22 protein-coding genes are annotated in these 18,494 nt (G+C 48.1%); 18 read left to right on the plus strand and 4 right to left on the minus strand.

The genetic code is table 11. The features are described from left to right. On the plus strand, window positions 1–1,282 hold a 1,282-nt coding region (locus AC9UFE_RS05435; RefSeq protein WP_509546579.1), incomplete at its 5' end, for a C40 family peptidase. A gap of 6 nt (window positions 1,283–1,288) precedes the next feature. Here the strand turns inward: AC9UFE_RS05435 and ppa are convergent. Beyond that, complete coding sequence (gene ppa, locus AC9UFE_RS05440) at window positions 1,289–1,765, minus strand: inorganic diphosphatase (RefSeq protein WP_509546582.1); 477 nt, start codon at window positions 1,763–1,765, stop codon at window positions 1,289–1,291. A gap of 53 nt (window positions 1,766–1,818) precedes the next feature. Here ppa and tilS point away from each other — a divergent pair, with 53 nt between their 5' ends. The 15 genes from tilS (at window position 1,819) to AC9UFE_RS05515 (ending at window position 14,936) form a co-directional block, all read left to right on the plus strand. Then, complete coding sequence (tilS, locus tag AC9UFE_RS05445) at window positions 1,819–2,811, plus strand: tRNA lysidine(34) synthetase TilS (protein ID WP_509546584.1); 993 nt, start codon at window positions 1,819–1,821, stop codon at window positions 2,809–2,811. Beyond that, a complete protein-coding gene (gene hpt, locus AC9UFE_RS05450) occupies window positions 2,812–3,363 on the plus strand; it encodes a hypoxanthine phosphoribosyltransferase (protein ID WP_509546587.1) in 552 nt (183 codons plus the stop codon). Window positions 3,364–3,399: 36 nt separating this feature from the next. Next, window positions 3,400–5,433 (plus strand): ATP-dependent zinc metalloprotease FtsH, encoded by a 2,034-nt coding sequence (gene ftsH, locus AC9UFE_RS05455; RefSeq protein ID WP_509546590.1) that lies wholly within the window; start codon window positions 3,400–3,402, stop codon window positions 5,431–5,433. Then, window positions 5,434–5,988, plus strand: coding sequence for a GTP cyclohydrolase I FolE (gene folE, locus AC9UFE_RS05460; protein WP_509546593.1), 555 nt, complete (start codon window positions 5,434–5,436; stop codon window positions 5,986–5,988). Then, complete coding sequence (folP, locus tag AC9UFE_RS05465; protein WP_509546596.1) at window positions 5,985–6,848, plus strand: dihydropteroate synthase; 864 nt, start codon at window positions 5,985–5,987, stop codon at window positions 6,846–6,848. The genes folE and folP overlap by 4 nt, the downstream gene beginning before the upstream one ends. A 3-nt stretch (window positions 6,849–6,851) precedes the next feature. Next, window positions 6,852–7,223: a dihydroneopterin aldolase gene (gene folB, locus AC9UFE_RS05470; protein ID WP_509546599.1), complete on the plus strand. Its 372-nt coding sequence runs from the start codon at window positions 6,852–6,854 to the stop codon at window positions 7,221–7,223. Beyond that, window positions 7,223–7,720 (plus strand): 2-amino-4-hydroxy-6-hydroxymethyldihydropteridine diphosphokinase, encoded by a 498-nt coding sequence (gene folK, locus AC9UFE_RS05475; protein WP_509546602.1) that lies wholly within the window; start codon window positions 7,223–7,225, stop codon window positions 7,718–7,720. Before folB ends, folK begins: the two co-directional genes overlap by 1 nt. Beyond that, window positions 7,717–8,208 (plus strand): DUF3180 domain-containing protein, encoded by a 492-nt coding sequence (locus AC9UFE_RS05480; protein ID WP_509546605.1) that lies wholly within the window; start codon window positions 7,717–7,719, stop codon window positions 8,206–8,208. Before folK ends, AC9UFE_RS05480 begins: the two co-directional genes overlap by 4 nt. Continuing rightward, window positions 8,205–8,918: a DUF2520 domain-containing protein gene (locus AC9UFE_RS05485; protein ID WP_509546607.1), complete on the plus strand. Its 714-nt coding sequence runs from the start codon at window positions 8,205–8,207 to the stop codon at window positions 8,916–8,918. Before AC9UFE_RS05480 ends, AC9UFE_RS05485 begins: the two co-directional genes overlap by 4 nt. Beyond that, window positions 8,919–9,782, plus strand: coding sequence for a pantoate--beta-alanine ligase (panC, locus tag AC9UFE_RS05490; protein ID WP_509546609.1), 864 nt, complete (start codon window positions 8,919–8,921; stop codon window positions 9,780–9,782). It abuts the gene before it with no gap. A 7-nt stretch (window positions 9,783–9,789) separates the two neighbouring features. Continuing rightward, the gene (gene lysS, locus AC9UFE_RS05495; RefSeq protein WP_509546612.1) at window positions 9,790–11,277 is read left to right on the plus strand and encodes a lysine--tRNA ligase; all 1,488 of its coding nucleotides are present in this window, start codon (window positions 9,790–9,792) and stop codon (window positions 11,275–11,277) included. 2 nt (window positions 11,278–11,279) lie between these two features. After that, window positions 11,280–11,483 (plus strand): hypothetical protein, encoded by a 204-nt coding sequence (locus tag AC9UFE_RS05500; RefSeq protein ID WP_509546615.1) that lies wholly within the window; start codon window positions 11,280–11,282, stop codon window positions 11,481–11,483. A gap of 83 nt (window positions 11,484–11,566) precedes the next feature. After that, entirely contained in the window at window positions 11,567–14,026 is a 2,460-nt protein-coding gene (locus AC9UFE_RS05505) for an ATP-dependent Clp protease ATP-binding subunit (RefSeq protein ID WP_509546618.1), read from the plus strand. Window positions 14,027–14,070: 44 nt separating this feature from the next. Next, window positions 14,071–14,226 carry a hypothetical protein gene (locus tag AC9UFE_RS05510; protein WP_509546621.1) on the plus strand — a complete coding sequence of 52 codons (156 nt, stop codon included), beginning with the start codon at window positions 14,071–14,073 and terminating at the stop codon, window positions 14,224–14,226. 86 nt (window positions 14,227–14,312) lie between these two features. Next, window positions 14,313–14,936 (plus strand): hypothetical protein, encoded by a 624-nt coding sequence (locus tag AC9UFE_RS05515; protein WP_509546624.1) that lies wholly within the window; start codon window positions 14,313–14,315, stop codon window positions 14,934–14,936. Here the strand turns inward: AC9UFE_RS05515 and radA are convergent. Then, the gene (gene radA / locus AC9UFE_RS05520; protein WP_509546626.1) at window positions 14,933–16,267 is read right to left on the minus strand and encodes a DNA repair protein RadA; all 1,335 of its coding nucleotides are present in this window, start codon (window positions 16,265–16,267) and stop codon (window positions 14,933–14,935) included. The two genes, AC9UFE_RS05515 and radA, sit on opposite strands and share 4 nt — an antisense overlap. 65 nt (window positions 16,268–16,332) lie before the next feature. On the opposite strand from radA, the gene proC reads away from it, so the two are divergent. Both proC and AC9UFE_RS05530 read left to right on the plus strand, forming a co-directional pair. Then, window positions 16,333–17,166, plus strand: coding sequence for a pyrroline-5-carboxylate reductase (proC, locus tag AC9UFE_RS05525; RefSeq protein ID WP_509546629.1), 834 nt, complete (start codon window positions 16,333–16,335; stop codon window positions 17,164–17,166). Continuing rightward, window positions 17,163–17,675, plus strand: a complete 513-nt coding sequence (locus tag AC9UFE_RS05530; protein WP_509546632.1) for an ArsR/SmtB family transcription factor — start codon at window positions 17,163–17,165, stop codon at window positions 17,673–17,675. Before proC ends, AC9UFE_RS05530 begins: the two co-directional genes overlap by 4 nt. Here the strand turns inward: AC9UFE_RS05530 and AC9UFE_RS05535 are convergent. Together AC9UFE_RS05535 and AC9UFE_RS05540 are read right to left on the minus strand one after the other, a co-directional pair. Beyond that, the gene (locus AC9UFE_RS05535; RefSeq protein WP_509546635.1) at window positions 17,659–18,105 is read right to left on the minus strand and encodes an arsenate reductase ArsC; all 447 of its coding nucleotides are present in this window, start codon (window positions 18,103–18,105) and stop codon (window positions 17,659–17,661) included. The two genes, AC9UFE_RS05530 and AC9UFE_RS05535, sit on opposite strands and share 17 nt — an antisense overlap. Beyond that, a partial coding sequence (locus AC9UFE_RS05540; protein WP_509546638.1) for an SOUL family heme-binding protein occupies window positions 18,056–18,494 on the minus strand: 439 nt, incomplete at its 5' end. The genes AC9UFE_RS05535 and AC9UFE_RS05540, both read right to left, overlap by 50 nt.

Genomic DNA, 18,494 nt, shown 5'->3' on the forward strand with positions numbered 1-18,494 from the left:
GCTAAAAATCGACACCCACAGCAATCCTTCAGGTAATACCTCAAGGTTTCGTGTTAGCTTGAAAAATATGTCTACGAGACGCAAATCTTTTATTGCCGTAATCGCGAGCCTAGGTCTAGTTCTTGGAACTGCACTGGGTGGTCCCTCGTTTGCAAACCCTAACTACCCTTCAGCTGCTGAGGTTGCCGCAGCCAAAGCGAACGTCACCAGCAAGCAAAACATGATCGTTCGAATTGAGAACTTAATTGCGGATTTAGAAGATGAACTAGAGCCACTCAACCGCGAAGCAAGTATCAAATCAGAGATCTACATTGTCGCCAGAGATGAAGTAGCGGTAGTTACTAGAAAAGTAGAAGTACTGCGCGTGCAAGCCGAAGCGGCGCTCGCGGAAGCTGACGAAGCCGCTGAACAGCTAGGGCAAATTGCTTCTCAGATGTTACGCGGCGGCACTGGCGGCACATCACTGAATCTATTTCTTAATTCTGACGTTGCTGACGACCTCTTATATCAACTCGGCGCCCAGGAAAAACTAGCCCAACAAACCGAGATTATCTATCAGAAGTCTCTGGAGCGACAGCGCTTGGCTAAATCAGTAACTGACGAACTAGCAGCTGCCGAGGCAGAGCTTGCAGCTATTGCTGCAATTGCAGAAGCTGCTTTTGTGGAAGCTCAAGCAGCCGCCGATGCGGTAACTGCAAAGCTGGAAGAAAACAAGCGTCAGAATGAAATTTTCTATTCACAGCTAGCGAGCCTTCGAAACACTGCGTCTGATCTAGAAAGACAAAGAGCTGAGGGTCTAGCTTGGGAGCGCAGGCAAGCACAAGGTAGCGGATTACCACTAGTTCCAGAGCTGTATTCGGTGGGACCACCTGACCCAACCAAGGTTAGTCAGGCCATCGCGTTCGCTAGGGCTCAACTGGGTAAACCATATCGCCTTGGTGCAACTGGACCAAACGTCTGGGACTGTTCCAGCTTAACTATGAAAGCTTATGCAGCAGCGGGACTAAACATTGGTCCGCACTCTGCGTCCCGCCAATTCATGACCGCATATGATCGTCGTCAACTAGTTCCACTCAGTCAGCTTCAGGCCGGGGACTTAATTTTTTGGTCAACAAGTCGCGACTACTGGAATCGATCAGTTTTGAATAAATATCACATCGGAATTTATTTGGGTAATGACCTATTTATTGAAGCCCCAAACCCGTCGGCACCGGTGCGAATTAGAAACCTAAGCGGTAGAACTGGTGAATTAGTTCCTTACGCAGCAAGACCAACTGCCTAAAAAGACTTAGTGCTTGTAGTTTGCCTGCGCTTGAGCAATTATTTTCTCAGCCTCAGCTTTTCCAGCCCACTTACCTAACTTGACCCACTTGCCGGGTTCGAGATCTTTGTAGTGAGCAAAAAAGTGTTCAATCTCATTTTTGGTTTGCTCCGGAACATCTTTGATGTCTTGAATGTGATCCCATCGCTTGTCTCCTGCAGGAACACACAAAACCTTTTCATCGATTCCGCCATCGTCTTCCATTGGCAAGACTCCAACTGGACGAACGTTGACAATTACTCCTGGGTAAACAGGGAACTCAAGAAGCACTAGAACATCTAGCGGGTCGCCATCGCCACCCAAGGTCTTGTCGAAGTAACCGTAATCCGCTGGATAAACAAAGGGAGTATAGAGCACGCGGTCCAGGTGCACGCGACCAGTTTCATGGTCCACTTCGTACTTGTTCCTAGAACCCCGAGGGATCTCGATAACGACTTCAAACATTGCTCTCCTCAATAGGCTTACCTAGTAAAGATTATCTAATCAAAGGATTGATTGTGTCTCAACGCAAGCGGCTGAGCCCAGCGCAGGGAGCAATCCGCCACGCAATTCGTGAGGTCCTGGCCGCAAATACCAAACCGGGTCAAAAACTGCTTGTCGCCGTATCGGGCGGGGCAGACTCATTAGCCCTCGCCTCGGCAACGCTATTTGAATCCAAGAAACTGCAACTACAAGTTGCAACCGTCACTATTGATCACGGATTACAAAAAGTGTCTGCAAAAGTTACCGAGCAAACATTAGACAAGCTTCACCAGATTGGCATTACTGAGGCCTGGAGTAAAAAAGTAAAAGTTGGAACCAAAGGCGGACCAGAAGCCGCTGCTAGAGATGCTCGCTACCAGGCACTCGAAAGCATTCGCATTGAAAGCAAGTCAGATTTTATTGTTCTAGGTCACACCGCTAACGATCAAGCAGAGACAGTTTTGCTTGGGCTAACCAGGGGTTCTGGCTCCAGATCACTTTCTGGCATGAGCGTTAGAAGTGAGAAACTGCTTCGGCCGCTACTTTCTGTTGAGAGAAAAATTACTGAGCAGTTTTGCGAAGATGAAAAGATTTCTCCCTGGCATGACCCGCAAAATAAGGACCTCAAGTTTGTTCGAGTTCGAATTCGAAAGCTGGTTCTTCCTTTTCTCGAGAAGCAATTAGGCAACGGGATTTTCAGTAACTTGATTCGAACCAGCAGCCAGCTTCAGGAAGACGATCAATACCTGAGCTACTTAGCAGCCAAGGCTTTCAAGAAAATTGCTAAGACAGGCTCACGTTCGTTGAGCCTGTCTCAACCAGAGCTACTTAAGTTGCCTGAGGCAATTCGAAATCGAGTGATTAAATCCGCGATTGATTATTTTGGGGTCGATTCATCTAGGGTTCACGTTTTGGCTGTTGCTGATTTGGTTTTGAACTGGCATGGTCAAAAGCCTCTGGCTCTACCAGGCGTTAGAGTAGAGCGCAAAGGTAATACCATCACACTCAAAGCCACCCAGGAGAAGTAATTGGATCTCGAAGCTGTATCTTCTGAAATCACGAAAGTGCTTGTTACAGAAGAACAAATCAAAACTCGCATCACAGAACTTGCCAAGGAAATTGATTCCCACTACGCCGGAAAAGATCTCTTACTGGTTGGTGTCCTAAAGGGCGCAGTGATGTTTATGGCGGATATGTCCAGAGCCCTGCAGAGTCGGGTGCAGATGGACTGGATGGCAGTTTCTTCTTATGGATCTGGAACCACATCTTCGGGCGTAGTTCGAATTCTCAAAGATTTAGACACTGACGTTCTGGGTAAGAACGTTCTAATTGTTGAAGACATTGTTGACTCCGGCCTGACTCTTTCTTGGTTGGTATCCAACCTGGAAGCTCGCGGGGCAGCTTCCGTGGAAGTAGTAACCCTGCTTCGAAAGCCGGAGGCGGCCAAAGTAGAAGTAGATGTGCGCTGGGTTGGGTTCGAAATCCCTAACGAGTTCGTGGTCGGCTATGGGTTGGACTGGAACGAGCGGTACCGAACCCTACCGGGGGTAGCGGTTTTGTCACCCTCTGTCTATTCCTAGGAATCTGTCAGTCTGCCTGGGATAACCTAGGAGTCTATGAATCTCAAAAAAATCTTCTCAGGCCCTTTTGTCTGGATATTTCTAGCCATCATCATTTTGGTGGTTGGAACCAGTCTTATAAACAGTCAAACCTTTCAGCAGGTTGACACCAAGTATGGGCTGGAGCTTATTGAATCCGGCAAAGCCAAGTCCGTAAAAATACTTGACGGCGATCAGAGAGTTGATGTTGAACTAATCAACCCCGATAAAGATTTTGGTTCTCAGGTTCAATTTTTCTACGTGGCACCTAGAGGCGATCAAGTTGTTGAAGTAATCACCAATGCAAATATTGCGGAAGGTTACAACGACGAAGTTCCTAACACCCCTTGGTATTTAGCACTACTTGGTTCGCTGCTGCCATTTATTCTGATCGGTTTGATTTTCTGGTTCCTGCTTTCCTCTATGCAAGGCGGAGGCGGAAAAGTAATGCAGTTTGGAAAATCGAAAGCCAAGATGGTGACCAAAGAATCCTCCACTGTCACCTTCAAAGATGTTGCCGGAATTGACGAGGCTCTCGAAGAACTAGAAGAGATACGAGACTTTTTGAAAAAGCCCGAGCGCTTCAAAGCTCTCGGAGCAAAAATTCCACGAGGTGTCCTGCTCTATGGCCCTCCAGGAACCGGTAAGACACTAGTTGCTAAGGCTGTCGCTGGTGAAGCTGGCGTACCCTTCTTCTCAATTTCTGGTTCTGATTTTGTGGAAATGTTCGTAGGTGTTGGAGCTTCCAGAGTGCGTGACCTATTTGAGCAAGCCAAGCAGGCATCACCGGCAATTATCTTTGTTGACGAAATCGATGCCGTTGGTCGTCAGCGTGGTGCTGGAATCGGCGGCGGAAACGACGAGCGCGAGCAGACCTTGAACCAATTGCTAGTTGAGATGGACGGATTTGATTCGGACACCAATGTGATCTTGATCGCTGCTACCAACCGACCAGATGTTCTAGACCCAGCCCTATTGCGTCCCGGAAGATTTGATCGGCAGATTGGTGTTGGAGCACCAGATCTTGCAGGTCGTGAACAAATTCTTCGAGTACACGCTAAGAACAAGCCAATCGCGGACGACGTTGACCTTGCACTTATTGCTCGCAGAACACCTGGCTTTACCGGTGCTGATCTAGCAAACGTTCTAAACGAAGCAGCGCTACTTTCTGCAAGAGAGAACCTAAAAACAGTTACCGCAGAAATCATCGACGAAGCAATTGATCGAGTAATCGGTGGACCACAAAAGAAATCTCGCTTGATGAAAGACGAAGAAAGACTAAACACCGCGTACCACGAAGCAGGGCATGCATTAGTTGCCGCATCCATGAACAACTCGGACCCAGTTACCAAAGTTACTATTTTGCCTAGAGGCCGCGCTCTTGGATACACCATGGTTTTACCCATGGAGGATCGTTACTCGGTAACTAGAAACCAGTTACTTGATCAGATTGCTTACGCTCTTGGTGGCCGCGCTGCCGAAGAAATAGTTTTCCACGATCCAACCACTGGCGCATCAAATGACTTCGAGAAGGCAACGAAAATTGCTAGACAGATGGTTACCCTCTTTGGCTTCTCGTCTTCAGTTGGAACCGTTTCCTATGGAGGTGGGGGCGAAGTATTCATCGGTCGCGACATGGCTCAGGCCAGAGAGTACTCAGACGAAGTAGCACACCAAATCGATCTTGAGATTCGCAAGATTCTAGATACCGCTCACGATGAGGCCTACAAAGCCTTGAATGTGAATCGCAAGGCTTTGGACGTAATGGCTAAGGAGTTGATGGAAAAAGAAACTCTGAATCAAGATGACATCGCGAGAATCTTCAAAGGCATCAAGAAGTCCCCCAAGCGCAAGCCTTGGTTATCCAAGGCCTCTAGGCCTGGATCCAAGAAGGGCCCAATTGCTATTCCCTCCAAAGGTTCCACTTCAGCGAAAGTGGCAGCAAAGAAAAAAGCCGATGCCGAAAGTGCCAAGGAATCAACAAAAGTTTCTTCTAAGAAGAAAACAAAACCCGCTGCCAAAAAGACCACTCTGGCAGTTAAGAAAAAGTAATTGGTTGATACAGATCGCATTAAAAAAGCGGTGACCGAGCTACTCACCGCTATTGGCGAAGACCCTAACCGCTCGGAGCTAAAAGCAACTCCAGAAAAGTTTGCCGATGCCTATCAAGAGTTTTTCAAAGGCGTTGGTGTGGACCCACTGAAAGTTCTTGAAGATACGTTTCCAGCCGAGCAAAACGATGTGGTGATTCTTAAAGACATCGAACTGGTTTCGATTTGTGAGCATCACCTGCTGCCCTTTACTGGTGTGGCACACGTTGCCTACCTACCCAAAGACAAAGTTGTTGGTCTTGGACGAATTCCAAAACTTGTTGAAGTACTTGCCGCTAGGCCACAGCTCCAAGAGAACCTAACTGCTCAAATAGCTGAGGCGATCCAAAAAGGGCTGGATGCCCAAGGTGTGCTGGTAGTCATTGAAGCCAGACACCACTGCGTTGCATCTAGGGGAGCAAGACAACCGGAGGCAAACACCGTGACCGTGAAGGCTCTTGGCAAATACAGTGAAGCCATTGATCGCCAAGAGATAATGGCCCTGATTTCCAAGTGAAGACGTTTTCAAAACCACTAATCATGGGGGTAGTCAACATCACCCCAGATTCCTTCTCTGACGGCGGAGACTTTTTAAGTGCTGATGACGCTTTAGCTCATGCTCTTGAACTTATTTCCCAAGGCGCCAACATTGTTGACCTGGGTGGAGAATCAACTAAGCCCGGGGCCCTCAGGGTAAAAATCGAAGAAGAACAAGCCAGGGTAATACCTGTCATAAATGCTCTTACCTCAAACGCGGACTTTGTTGCCAGTGGTGCAAAGATCAGCATCGACACCATGAACAGCGAAACAGCGTTGTTGGCTGTGCAAGCTGGGGCATCAATCGTGAATGATGTGTCTGGCGGATTAGCGGACGAAGAAATGTTTCGCGTGTTGCAACCTCTTAGTTGCAAGTTAATAATCAGTCACTGGCGCGGCTTTAGCGAAACCATGGATTCCCTGAACAACTACGAATCCGTTGCAGCTGATGTTGCCAAAGAACTGCAGGCCAGAGTGAGCAAGGCTATTGATGCCGGTATTTCGAGAGACCGATTGGTTATTGATCCAGGTCTTGGCTTTGCAAAAGACATAACCCAAAACTGGCATCTGGTAGCGCGTCTTGATGAGCTAGAGAAACTTGATTTGCCGATTCTCGTTGGAGCATCAAGAAAGCGGTTTATCGTAGGAGCTTTAGAGCCAGATAGCCAAGGTGAAGTTAGCAACCAGAGGCGAGATTTGGCTACCGCTGTATTGACAGCGCTTCTTCTTCAAAGAAAGCTTTGGGCAGTCAGAGTCCACAATGTCTCGACCACTCTGGACGCCATTCAGGTGGTAGAAGCCTTGGCAGTTGCAAATGAAGATACCGGTGGGCAGAGTTAGACCATGACCCAAAAAATTGAGATTCGTGGCCTAAGAATTTTCGGCTACCACGGCGTCATGGAGCATGAAAGAAAAAACGGACAGTATTTCGTTGTCGATGCCAAAATCTGGATTGATAGCGAAAGAGCTTCTGCAACGGATGACATTTCCAACACCGTTAGCTACGCAGAACTAGCGAAACTTATTTCTAAAAATGTTGGACAAAACCCAGTGAATCTTTTAGAAACACTTTCGCAGCGACTAGCGGATGAGGTTTTGTTTGCGGCTAGCCCATGGGTGAGAAAGGTAAAAATCACCGTTTCTAAACCTGACGCTCCGATGGATCTTTTCTTCGACACAGTTGCGGTGACAGCTAGCGCCAAGAAACCGAACTAATGTTTAGCTGGAGGATTGCGGTTCTAGCGCTGGGCTCTAATCTTGGAGATCGTGGAGAAACCATTCATTCTGCAATCGAACAGCTCAGCTCTCATCGCAAGATTAGAGTCTTGGAGCAATCTCCTCTTGTTGAGTCAATCGCAGTGACTGAATCAGGCCTCGATGAATCAAAACCCAATTACCTAAACGGTGTTGTCAAAATTGCCACCAAGTTGAACCCCGAAAAGCTTCTCAGAGCCACTTCAGAAATCGAACGGTCACACGGTCGAGTCCGAGAACGCCGCTGGGAATCAAGATCATTAGATATAGACATCATTGCCTTCGAAAACAAAAAACAAGCAACAAGGACTCTAACCCTCCCACACCCAAGGGCTCACGAGCGCGCGTTCGTTTTAGTTCCTTGGTCGCTTATGGACTCTGAGGCAGAACTTATTGGATTCGGTAAGGTTTCTGAGCTAGCAGAGCCAATCAAAAATCAAGTCTGGTTGCAAAAATGAAACCGACAAAGGCAAGCCTGGTACTGGTTGTGGTCTTTGGGGCCACAGTGCTTTCTTTTCTTGCCGTTCGGTTTCTAGTTGCAAACGGCATGGCTGTTCCAGCTTCGCCGACGAATCTTCTTGTCACCCTTGCGGCCATTGCCGTGATTCTTTTGGGGCTATCAGTTCCAATTTGGCGATACAAGGCATCACTTACTCAATACAGCAAAGGACCAAGACCAAAACGAGTCGATCCTTTTTATGCGGTTCGAGTAGTGCTTCTTGCTAAAGCGAGTGCCATAACTGGTTCAGGTTTTGTGGGCTGGCATCTTGGGGCGATGATTGCCCAACTAAGTTTGCCTGTAAGTTTTACTGCAGCACTACTTCAAAACAGTTTCGGCTTAGTTGCCAGCCTGGTACTCACCGTGGCAGCGATTGTGTCAGAACAAATTTGTCGATTACCCGATGAGCCCAAAGACAATCAGACAGATCAGATGGTGAGCAATTGAAACAGGGAAGACTAAACATCGGCCTTGTGGGCGGCGATGCGATCGGAATTGCAATTGCCACAGCGTTGCAAGAAGCAGGACACTTGGTTGTTGCAGTGCCTAAAGATCAGGCTGACTCGAAAGACAAGCTAGAACACTTGTTTCCAACTGCCAAGCCACTATCGGATGAAGAGATCCTTGCAGCATCAGATCTAGTGCTACTTGCGGTACCGGCAAGCGAAATCGAGTCCACGGCAGCAACCCTTGCCGAATCAAATTCTTGGCGAGCCGGACAGCTGGTTGTTCACTTTGCGCCAAAACATGGCCATGAGATTCTTTTCTCCGCTACCTCGCGAGGGGCAATTGGGCTAGCTATTCACCCTGCAATGCACTTCACCGGAACAAGTCTTGATCTTCGCCGCATGAAGGAAAGCTATTTTGCAGTTAGCGCTCCACAGGTTGCGCTTCCGATAGCTCAAGCACTTGTTATTGAAATGGGTGCCGAGCCGATAGTCATTGAAGCATCCCAGCGCGACAGCTACGCAGAAGCCATCGAGGTCGCTAGTAATTTCTCCGCCATGATTGTCAACCAAGCTGTTGGATTACTAGAACAGGCGGGTGTTGAAAACCCAGCATTAGTTATTGCCCCAGTAATTGAAAGCGCTGTAGATCAGGCTCTTTCCAAAGGGCATCGAAGCATTGATCCAAGCGAACTACTGGATGATCAGTAAATGAAGATCATTCGCACCGTTTCTGAGTTACGGGGTGAAATAGCTCAGGCCAGGCAAAGCGGCAAGAAAATTTCTTTTGTCCCAACCATGGGCGCAATTCATGATGGCCACTTGTCACTCATAGAAATAGCCAAAAATCAATCAGGCCTTGTTGTTGCTTCTATTTTTGTAAATCCCCTGCAGTTCGATTCCACAGCCGACTTTGATCTTTACCCAAGAAACGAAGCCACTGACGCTGCCGCTTTGGAATCCGCAGGGACAGATGTCTTGTTCTTGCCAGCTGTTGACGAAATTTACCCAAACAAAGATATGAAGAACACCCGTTCAGCTGGTCCCATTGGAGAGCTCTATGAGGGTCAGGCAAGAAAAGCTCACTTCGATGGCATGCTCACGGTGGTTGCAAGATTTTTCGAAATTGTTAACCCTGATGTTGCGGTCTTTGGAGCTAAAGATGCCCAGCAATTGTTTTTGATCCGAAGGATGCTGAAACAGGAAAAGGATTCGAACTGGGGCAGCAAGTTGCAGATTGTTGAAGGGCCCACTATTAGAGAGTCCACGGGCTTGGCGTTATCAAGCAGGAATCAAAGACTTAGTTCAAGGGAGGTGCGGGTTGCGCTCACACTATCGGAGGCACTTGACCAAGCACACAAGTCAGCCACGTCTGGCGATGGAATTTCGAGCGCTCACCGTGAGGCAATGAAAGTCTTTAGTTCAAATCCAGAGGCTAAACTTGATTATCTGGCATTTGTTGATCCAGAATCCTTTGAAGCTTTGGAGGATGGTTTCACTGGCCAGGCACTAATGATTGTTGCTGCAGAAGTGGGCAATGTTCGACTGATTGACAATAGGTCAATCACTTTCTAGGAGCAAGATGAGCGAGAATCTCGAGAACGAGGCAGAAGACCTCCCCGAGCAGATTGCCATTCGTCTCTCCAAGCGCGAAAAACTTCAAGAAACGGGAAGCGCTTACCCGGTCTCACTTCCAATCACTCACACCATCGGAGAAGTTAGAAACAAATTCCCAAACTTAGAAATTGATGTTGCAACGGGTGAAAAGGTTGCAGTTTCAGGTCGCGTAGTTTTTGCTCGCAACACCGGAAAGCTTTGCTTTGCTACCTTGCAAGCTGGAGATGGCGAAAGAATCCAGGCGATGGTCAGCCTCGACAGAGTAGGCGAAGAATCTCTCGAGCAGTACAAGGAATTAGTTGATCTAGGAGATCACCTGTTTGTCGAGGGTGAAGTAATTACTTCTAAGCGCGGCGAACTCAGCATCTTGGTTAAAAGCTGGAAGATGGCCGCAAAAACAATCAGGCCTCTTCCTAATATGCACAACGAACTTTCTGAAGAGTTCCGTGTTCGTCATAGGTATATCGACCTAATTGTTCGAGACCGAGCTAGGGAAGTTGTAAAGATTCGGTCTCAGGTGATGCAGTCGATGCGTAAGACCTTTGACCAAGACAAGTACCTAGAGGTAGAAACACCAATGCTTCAGGTTATGCACGGCGGGGCATCGGCTAGACCATTCAAAACACATATGAACGCGTTTGATGTTGAGCTTTACCTTCGAATCGCTCCGGAGCTTTATTTGAAGCGTGCTGTGGTTGGCGGGTTGGAAAGAGTTTATGAAATCAACCGTAACTTCAGAAACGAAGGTGCTGACTCCACTCATTCACCGGAGTTTGCAATGCTTGAGGCCTACCAGGCCTACGGTGATTACAACACGATGGCTGATCTAACCCAGAAGCTAATTCAAAATGCGGCGCAGGATGTTTTTGGTACCCAGGTCATCGAATTAGAAGATGGTGAGAAAAACGATCTATCCGGTTCCTGGGATCGCATCTCGATGTTTGATTCGCTTTCTGCTGCAGCTGGAGAAGAGATCACGCCTCTTACTCCAATGAGTGAACTCAAGAAGATTTCCGACAAGGTCGGAATTGAAATCGATCATCCACTTCAGGGTAAATATGTCGAAGAGTTATGGGAGCACTTTGTAAAGCCAGGACTTGTTAGCCCAACCTTCGTCATGGATTTTCCAGTTGACACCTCACCGCTAACTCGCGATCACCGCGACAAGGCAGGAGTAGTGGAGAAGTGGGATCTATACATCCGCGGTTACGAGCAAGCAACCGGTTACTCAGAGCTTGTGGACCCAGTAATCCAGCGCGAAAGATTCGTAGCGCAGATGGCACTTGCCAAATCTGGAGACCCAGAAGCTATGAAGCTCGATGAGGAATTCTTGACGGCTTTGGAGTTTGGAATGCCACCATCTGGTGGAATGGGAATGGGCATAGATCGCTTGCTCATGACCCTAACTGGACTTGGAATTCGCGAGACCATCTTGTTCCCGCTGGTGAAGTAATCATGGAAAACGTAGAAACCCCTGAGCTAACTGGTTTGGAATGGGTGGCAGATTTTGCTATGTCAACAGTTCCTCCAATCCTGATGGGGATAATCTTCTATGTGGTCATGCGGGCCATCTTTAGGGCCGATTCCACCGAGCGCAAGGTTTATGCGCAAATCGAAGCCGAAGAGCGGGCCAAGCGCAAAAGGCTGCCTAACGCCTAGGGCGAACAAGCCCCCAAAGGGCTCTCCTGGCTGGTTAACATCTTTATCTAGACGTTATTAGCGGCGTCATAAGGAGCCAAGAAATGTTTGAGAAATTTACCGATAAGGCAAGACGCGTTGTCGTTCTAGCACAAGAAGAAGCCAAGCTTCTAAATCACAACTACATCGGTACCGAACACATTCTTTTGGGTCTTATTCACGAGGGAGAGGGAGTCGCCGCTAAGGCTCTCGAGTCTCTTGGAATCAACCTTGATTCAGTTCGCGATCAAGTTCAGGAAATTATTGGCCAGGGTCAGCAAGCTCCATCCGGCCACATTCCATTTACTCCACGTGCCAAAAAAGTTCTTGAGCTTTCACTTCGCGAAGCGCTGCAGCTAGGCCACTCTTACATCGGCACCGAACATTTGCTTTTGGGTCTTATTCGCGAAGGTGAAGGTGTTGCCGCTCAGGTTCTTACTCGCCTAGGTGCTGACACCAACCGTGTGCGCCAGCAGGTTATTCAATTGCTTTCTGGATTCCAAGGTAAAGAAACCGTTCAGGTTGGTGGCGAGCAAGTTGCTCCGCAAAAAGGTTCACAGATTCTTGACCAGTACGGCAAGAACCTTACTCAGTCCGCAGCTGAAGGAAAGCTTGACCCAGTTATTGGCCGTGAGCGCGAAATCGAACGCGTTATGCAGATTCTTTCTCGCAGATCAAAAAATAACCCAGTTCTAATTGGCGAACCAGGGGTCGGAAAAACTGCAGTGGTCGAAGGTTTGGCACAAGCTATTGTTCAGGGCAACGTTCCAGAAACCCTTAAGGGTAAACAGCTCTACACACTAGATCTTGGTTCCTTGATCGCAGGTAGCCGTTACCGCGGTGACTTTGAAGAAAGACTAAAGAAGGTAACCAAGGAAATTCGCACCCGCGGAGACATCATTACTTTCATTGACGAGATCCACACACTAGTTGGTGCTGGTGCAGCTGAAGGTGCAATCGATGCCGCATCAATTTTGAAACCGATGCTTGCACGAGGTGAGTTGCAGACCATTGGTGCTACAACTTTGGATGAGTACCGTAAACACTTTGAAAAAGATGCGGCTCTTGCTCGTAGGTTCCAATCCGTTCAGGTAAACGAACCGAGCTTGCCACACACCATCAACATCTTGAAAGGTCTTCGTGACCGCTACGAGGCCCACCACAAGGTTTCAATCACTGATGGCGCAATCGTTGCAGCCGCTTCACTTTCAGACAGATACGTAACCGACCGGTTCCTGCCAGACAAGGCAATTGACCTTTTGGATGAAGCTGGAGCCAGACTAAGGCTTTCTATTCTTTCCTCGCCTCCGGAGCTTCGTGAAATCGAAGAGCGCATTGTTGGCGTAAGAGTTGAAAAAGAAAAAGCAATTGAGAACCAAGACTTTGAACTGGCCGCCTCTAAGCGCGATGAGGAAAAGAAACTCATCGGAGAAAGGGCTCAGCTAGAAAAGCAGTTCCGCAAAGGAAACGTCGCAGCTGCCGGGGTTGTGGACGAAGGGCTGATTGCTGAAGTTTTGGCTCAGGCAACTGGTATTCCAGTATTCAAGCTAACCGAAGAAGAAAGCGCCAAGCTGATCTTCATGGAAGACGAGCTACACAAGCGCGTCATCGGTCAGCAAGAAGCTATTGCCGCTCTTTCCAAAACGATTCGTCGTCAGCGCGCTGGATTGAAAGATCCAAAGCGACCATCTGGTTCGTTCATCTTTGCAGGACCAACCGGTGTTGGAAAAACAGAGCTTGCTAAAGCATTGGCAGAGTTCTTGTTCGACGACGAGAACGCACTTATCTCTTTGGACATGTCTGAGTATGGAGAGAAGCACACCGTATCTCGTCTGTTCGGTGCCCCTCCAGGATTCGTAGGATTCGAAGAGGGTGGCCAGCTAACCGAGAAGGTAAGACGCAAGCCATTCTCAGTTGTCCTATTCGATGAGATCGAAAAAGCCCACCCGGACATCTTCAACTCACTACTTCAGATCCTTGAAGAAGGGCGTCTAACCGACGGTCAGGGTCGCGTAATTGACTTCAAGAACACCGTGATCATCATGACCACCAACTTGGGTGCCAGGGACATCTCTCGCGGAGCTATGGGCTTTAGCTTGGAAGGCTCCAGCGAGAACGACTACCAGTTGATGAAGGCCAAGGTCAACGAAGAGCTAAAGCGCAGCTTTAGACCTGAGTTCCTAAACCGTGTAGACGAAACAATTGTGTTCCCACAGCTGTCACAGGTTGAACTACTACAGATTGTTGAGTTGTTCATCAAGCGCTTAGCTACTCGCCTAGAAGAACGAGACCTAACTCTTGAGCTAACCACGAAGGCTAAAGAGCGCCTAATGGAAATTGGTTACGAACCAGCACTTGGTGCAAGACCGCTTCGTCGAGCAGTCCAGAGAGAAATCGAAGACCGCATCAGCGAGCAGATCTTGCAGGGAGAGTTGAAAAACTCTAGCCACATCGTTGTCGACTTCGCCGACGGCGAGTTTACTTTTACTAGCAAGCTGAGAGAGTCTGTAGCTCAAGCGGTTTAGCCTCTGGTTACAGATTTCTATAACAAGAAAAAAGGCGGCTAGCTATGGATAGTTGGATAGATATCCTCACCGACCCACACCATCTATTGGCAGATTTTCTGATGAATGTGGGTTTTGAGATTGTGTTTGCTTGGATTACCTACCTGGTTCTCCTAAGGGTTTTCATTAGAAAAGGAAAAGGAAAACACAGGCCCAAGTAACCAAACCTAAGAGAATTTGGCAAATTTGCTTCGCAACACAGCCACGCCTAGTCAAAGCTTGAAACCTGCCCCAGTAAATTAGAGGAATGTCTCAAACACCCAGACCTTTATCTCCTGCTGTTTACCGCAGACGCCGCATAGCCTCCGCCCTAGTACTAGCTCTCTTAGTAGGTCTAATTTGGGCTGGAGTGAATGCAGCCGGCTCCTGGTTTGCAGCATCACAGGCACCAGAAGAGGTCACTCTTCCTGAAGGAGTTAACGAGAGCAGCGTGGTTGTTGAATCAGGTCAACCTTGCCCTCCAGGAACTGTCTCTGTCATGGCACAAGTTGGCGATAGCGCACGGGTTCTGATGAACAGATTTAGTGCTGATCAATCGCCCCACCTCTGGTTCACATTGACCAACACAAATTCTGTGGACTGCACATTCAACACCGGAGCAAAAGTTCAGTACTTCACAATCAAATCCGGGGACGAACCAATTTGGACTTCAAGGCAGTGCCCACGAGAAGATCTCATAGACGCCGAAATGCTACTAACCGCTGGCCAAACAATTAGCAGCGAGCCGTCAGCCTGGGAGAAAGTATTTTCGAGCGAGAATGGTTGTGGAGTAGATCAGGCCCCAGTTGTGACCGATGGAGCTAGCTACCACCTAGAAGCCGAAGTAAATGGCGAGCTTTCTAGTAACGACCAGCAGTTCGTTTTAGACTAATTCTTTAAACCAGCAGCAAGTGCTTTGGTTAGCTGCGTAAAAGTAGAGTCGATTACTTTCGTGAAGCCCAAGCGTTTTGCCTCATTTTGCCTAATCGCTGCTTGATTCACTTTTCTAATTTCTCCAGCAAGACTGATCTCACCAAATGCCACGACATCGTGTGAAATAGGTTGGTCTTTAATGGCTGAGGCAATCGCAAGCGCGATGGCAAGATCTGCGGCTGGTTCTGAAATCTTTACGCCCCCCACAGTTGAAACATAGACATCTAATTCAGAAAGCTTTAGACCAGCTCTTCGTTCTAGAACAGCAAGGAGCATCGCAACTCTAGATGCATCCACACCGTTGGTAACTCGCCTTGGCTGGGCAGTTGAGCTTTTCACAACCAACGCCTGGACCTCAGAGATAAGAGCCCTCTTGCCTTCCAAAGTTACGGTGACGCAGGTTCCAGAAACTTGAGTTTCGTTCCTAGAAAGAAATAATCCACTCGGGTCTGTTACCTCAACAATTCCGTCTCCGGTCATTTCAAAGCAACCCACTTCGTCGGTTGGACCAAAACGATTCTTGAAAGATCTAATAAATCTAAGACTTGTTTGCCTGTCTCCCTCAAAGTTACAAACCACATCAACTAGATGCTCTAAGGCACGAGGTCCTGCAACCGATCCGTCTTTGGTTACATGGCCAACGAGAATGATAGGAAGATTAGATTCTTTTGCTACTCGAATTAGGTTGGCAGCGACTTCGCGAACCTGAGAGGGCATACCTGCAGCGCCATCTATTTCACCTGCAAGGATTGTTTGCACTGAATCAACAATTAGAAGATCTGGTTTCAAGTGCTGCACTTGACCAAGCAGAGTAGACAAATCATTTTCTGAGGCCAGATAGAGATTCTCGGACAAAGCACCGGTTCTATCAGCGCGAAGCTTGATCTGGCCCGTTGATTCTTCGCCGCTTACGTATAGAACACGAAGGCCTGATTTGGCGCTGTTAGCGGCAACTTCAAGCAGGAGCGTTGATTTACCAACACCGGGTTCACCAGATAGTAAAACAACGGCCCCTGGAACTATTCCGCCGCCTAGAACTCGATCAAATTCACCCACTCCTGTTGGCCTGGAGTGCACTTTGTCTGTTGAGATTTCAGTGATTGGCTTGGCTGCAAAGTCTTCACCGATTAGAGCTGGCTTTATGGAACGCACGATACCTGTGCCTCGACCGGACCCAACAGCGGTCAGTTGAACGGTGTCCCAAGCTTGGCATTCGCCGCAGCGCCCAACCCACTTAGCTGTGGACCAGCCACACTCCACACAAGAAAACTCTGCCTTGGTCTTTGCCATGATCCTCCAATAGCTTCCAAACTTACCCTGACCCACCGATAAGCATGTGGGCCTAGGCTTAAACCATGGAAAACACGCAAATAGCAATTCTTGGAACCGGCTCGATGGGTAAAGCCATTCTCAGTGGTCTCCTTGCTTCTGGATCTAGCGCGGCAAATGTTCGAGTGACCACAAAGTCTCAAGCCAGCGCCGACGCTATAACTTCTGGACATGGAATCCAAGCCGTAGCCATGGAATCAGAATCAACTGCTAATTCCTCAACCGCTAAAGATGCTGACATAGTTATCTTGTCTGTGAAACCAAACATGATTCTGGAAACGCTAAAAGAGATTGCAGCATCTCTCAAGCCAACCTGCTTAGTTGTCTCTGTTGCCGCAGGTATCACAACCAAAGCCATGGAAGAGCAGCTATCTGGCAATACAGCGGTTGTCAGGGCTATGCCAAACACCCCATCGGTTGTGGGGTTAGGTGTGACTGGCATTAGCAAGGGATCTAATGTCTCAGATCAACAACTAGATCTAGCCGTAAAGCTGTTTTCTAGTGTGGGGAAAGTATTAGTTGTTGATGAGAGCAAAATTGATGCTCTCAGCACAATTTCTGGTTCTGGCCCAGCTTATGTTTTTTACTTCGCTGAGAAACTCATTACTGCAGCCAAGTCACTTGGATTTAGCGACAGCGAGGCCAGCCTGATGGTGAAAGAAACTTTCCTTGGCTCTGCCACCTTGCTAGCCACCTCAGCTAGCTCGCCAGAAGAGCTTAGGCAACAAGTGACGTCTCCAAATGGAACCACGATGCAGGCAACGGGAAGATTTGATGCGGCAGATTTAGAAAAAGTGTTTATCGAAGCAACTGAAGCAGCGTTAGCCAGAGCCAAAGAGTTGGGTAAAGTTAATCCATGAGCGATATTTTCAAAGCACTAGCAAACCCTAAAGCCCGTTTGGTTATAGAGACACTGGCCAAGACTCCGTCTTCGACGGTGGTGAAGCTTGCTGAAACCAGCAAGGTTTCTTCTGATCAAGTAACTACACATCTTGCAACCTTGGTTGAGTCTGGACTTGTTCGGTCAACCGGTTCCGGTACCAGCAAGAAGTACTCGATTAACGCTAAGGGGTTCACCCCATACGTAGCCTGGTTTGCAAAGGTAGCTGAATCGCAAGCCATGGCAAGACTTGAGAAGCAGGTAACTGAACTTGGTGGCAAAGTCGGTAGCGCAGTTTCGACCGGGACTAATTGGGTTGCAGATCAGGTAACTTCCAAAGTTGACATCAATCCCAAGAAATTAGGGAACCAACTAGGCAAGATGCTTGCTGATGTCAAAGTTGAAGCTCAAAAAGAAGTTAAAGGTGTCAAGAAGGACGCTAAGAAAATTGCCAAAAGCATAAAAGCCCGCATTAAGGCCGGGAATTAATTTCTCCCAAAAGCGTTTCAACTTTTAGCTTGATGGAATCTCTAATCTCTCGAACCTTTTCAATCGGTTGATCTTTAGGATCATCTAACGGCCAATCAAGGTAAGTCTTGCCGGGGAAATATGGACAAGCATCGCCACAACCCATTGTGATTACGTAATCGCTAGCAATAACCTTTTCGTCAGAAAGCTTTTCTGGAACAGAGAAGGACAAATCAATTCCCTCTTCCAGCATGACTGCCATTGCCATGGGATTAATTTGAGTTCCAGGATCGGTGCCAGCAGACAATACCTGAACACTTTCTCCGCCAAGATGTTTTAGGTAACCAGCTGCCATTTGTGAGCGGCCCGCGTTATGAACACACACAAACAAAACCGTTGCTTTAGTCTCCAAGTTTTCTGTCCACTTTCTTGACGCGAATAAGTACTTCATTGTGTTTAAGAAATCCTGGCTTCCAGGGTGGATCGAACCGGGACCAGTAAAGGTTGCCGACCGGCACTAGACCTGCCTTGGCGACTTCCTCCAGCAGCTTCGTACCTTCGTTGTTGAACTTTTCCTTGTTCCATGAACCGCCAAATTTTCTAGCCGCTGCAAGATGAGCGGGCACTCGAACGACGCTTACCTTTGAGTCTGCGGGTGAGGGAGTATTGGACTCATCCATCTCTTCCGGCATAACAAAACGCACCTTATGCCAGCTGGTAGTTACCGATTCCTGAATCACAGGAGCGGTCATTGCAATCGCTTGTCGCGCCCTGTTGTTTCCACTTATGAAGTTCACCAGGGGTCTAAATCCAATGCTTCCTGCGTTGATGAAGTCGCCG

This window comes from Rhodoluna sp. (assembly GCF_044239955.1).
GTDB lineage: Bacteria > Actinomycetota > Actinomycetes > Actinomycetales > Microbacteriaceae > Rhodoluna.

Excerpts from the sequence above, each read along its gene's own strand:
- AC9UFE_RS05500 (WP_509546615.1), top strand. The coding sequence starts at position 11,280 with ATGGAAAACGTAGAAACCCCTGAGCTAACTGGTTTGGAATGGGTGGCA.
- folB (WP_509546599.1), top strand. The coding sequence starts at position 6,852 with ATGACCCAAAAAATTGAGATTCGTGGCCTAAGAATTTTCGGCTACCAC.
- proC (WP_509546629.1), top strand. The coding sequence starts at position 16,333 with ATGGAAAACACGCAAATAGCAATTCTTGGAACCGGCTCGATGGGTAAA.
- AC9UFE_RS05530 (WP_509546632.1), top strand. The coding sequence starts at position 17,163 with ATGAGCGATATTTTCAAAGCACTAGCAAACCCTAAAGCCCGTTTGGTT.
- ftsH (WP_509546590.1), top strand. The coding sequence starts at position 3,400 with ATGAATCTCAAAAAAATCTTCTCAGGCCCTTTTGTCTGGATATTTCTA.
- AC9UFE_RS05480 (WP_509546605.1), top strand. The coding sequence starts at position 7,717 with ATGAAACCGACAAAGGCAAGCCTGGTACTGGTTGTGGTCTTTGGGGCC.
- folK (WP_509546602.1), top strand. The coding sequence starts at position 7,223 with ATGTTTAGCTGGAGGATTGCGGTTCTAGCGCTGGGCTCTAATCTTGGA.
- AC9UFE_RS05515 (WP_509546624.1), top strand. The coding sequence starts at position 14,313 with ATGTCTCAAACACCCAGACCTTTATCTCCTGCTGTTTACCGCAGACGC.
- ppa (WP_509546582.1), bottom strand. The coding sequence starts at position 1,765 with ATGTTTGAAGTCGTTATCGAGATCCCTCGGGGTTCTAGGAACAAGTAC.
- lysS (WP_509546612.1), top strand. The coding sequence starts at position 9,790 with ATGAGCGAGAATCTCGAGAACGAGGCAGAAGACCTCCCCGAGCAGATT.
- AC9UFE_RS05535 (WP_509546635.1), bottom strand. The coding sequence starts at position 18,105 with ATGAAGTACTTATTCGCGTCAAGAAAGTGGACAGAAAACTTGGAGACT.
- panC (WP_509546609.1), top strand. The coding sequence starts at position 8,919 with ATGAAGATCATTCGCACCGTTTCTGAGTTACGGGGTGAAATAGCTCAG.
- AC9UFE_RS05510 (WP_509546621.1), top strand. The coding sequence starts at position 14,071 with ATGGATAGTTGGATAGATATCCTCACCGACCCACACCATCTATTGGCA.
- AC9UFE_RS05505 (WP_509546618.1), top strand. The coding sequence starts at position 11,567 with ATGTTTGAGAAATTTACCGATAAGGCAAGACGCGTTGTCGTTCTAGCA.
- radA (WP_509546626.1), bottom strand. The coding sequence starts at position 16,267 with ATGGCAAAGACCAAGGCAGAGTTTTCTTGTGTGGAGTGTGGCTGGTCC.